The following is a 1,302-nucleotide window of genomic DNA, read 5'->3' as shown; positions in this document are numbered from 1 at the left end:
GCTCGTAGCTGGTGAGCTGGCGCCGGCAGCGGTAGGTGTGACTCCAGGTCTGACTGGCTTCGTGCCTTTGAGCCGACTTGTCCGCCTGCTGCTGCCGGCACCGGCCCGGCCGGAGACGTGGCCTGATCAGGAGCTTGACCGCCAGTGGCTGCTGGCGTGTCCCGTCACAGTCCTGCCATCTCCGCACCGGACCGGGACCTGCTGCGTCCCACCGGTCAAGGAGAAGAACGCATGTCCATGCTGGCAGAACTGGTCGAGGTCGTCATCGGCGTCGACACCCACAGTCAGACCCACACCGCCGCGGTGGTCGATGCCCACACGGGCGGGGTGCTGGCCCGGGCGACGGTCATCGCCGATCCCGACGGCTACCAGGCGCTGGTCGAGCTGGCCGAGCAGCACTCGGGGCTGCGCGCATGGGCGATGGAGGGCACCGGTGGCTACGGCGCCGGCCTGGCCCGCCACCTCGGCGAGGCCGGTGAGCTGGTCATCGAACTCGACCGGCCCAAGCGCCCAGCACGCAAGGCCGGGGCGAAGTCCGATCCGATCGACGCCGAACGCGCCGCCCGCGACGCGCTGGCCCGCGGGCAGCTGGCCCAGCCCAAGACCGGCCCGGAGCGGGCCGCGCTGCAGATGCGACTGACCGCCCGCCGCGCCGCCATCGAGGCCGCCACCGCCGCGCAGCGGCAACTGCTGGCGATGGTCATCACCGCACCAGAGGTCGTGCGCACCCGCTTCCGCGGGCAGAGCACCCGCGCCATGCTCACCACCGCCACCCGACTGCGCCCGGCCACCACCAGCGGTGACGTCGAGGTACTCACCGCGCTGACCGTGCTGCGCAACCTGGCCCGCCGGGTCCGATTCCTCGAGACCGAGGCCGCCGACCACGAGGCCGCGATCCGCGCGATCGTGCGCGCGTGGCGGCCGGACCTGCTCGAGCTGACCGGGGTCGGCCCGATCGTGGCGGCCACCGTGCTCACCGCCTGGTCCCACCCCGGCCGCTGCCGCAGCGATGCCGCCTTCGCCATGCTCGCCGGCACCGCCCCCATCCCCGCCTCCTCGGGCAAGACCGTGCGCTACCGGCTCAACCGATCCGGCGACCGCCAACTCAACCGCGCCCTGCACGTCATCACCCTGTCCCGGCTGCGCTACGACCAGCGCACCCGCGACTACGCCGACCGACGCCGCGCCCAGGGCAAGACCGACCGAGAGATCAAACGCTGCCTCAAGCGCTACATCGCCCGCGAGCTCTACCGCCGCCTCGAAGCCGCCCCCTCACCCGCTTGACGATCCATAGGAGCGTCG

The 1,302-nt window shown here is 72.6% G+C and carries 1 protein-coding gene; it reads left to right on the top strand.

Annotated features, from left to right (window positions below; all coding sequences use genetic code 11):
• The first annotated feature begins 231 nt into the window (after window positions 1-231).
• Window positions 232-1,284 (top strand): IS110 family transposase, encoded by a 1,053-nt coding sequence (locus tag O2W16_RS21575; RefSeq protein ID WP_269160899.1) that lies wholly within the window; start codon window positions 232-234, stop codon window positions 1,282-1,284.
• Window positions 1,285-1,302 lie beyond the last annotated feature (18 nt).

The sequence above is a fragment of the Modestobacter sp. VKM Ac-2984 genome, from assembly GCF_026967985.1.
Taxonomy (GTDB): domain Bacteria; phylum Actinomycetota; class Actinomycetes; order Mycobacteriales; family Geodermatophilaceae; genus Modestobacter.
The sequence above is the reverse complement of the archived record's forward strand: the minus strand, read 5'-3'. Positions and strand labels throughout refer to the sequence as shown.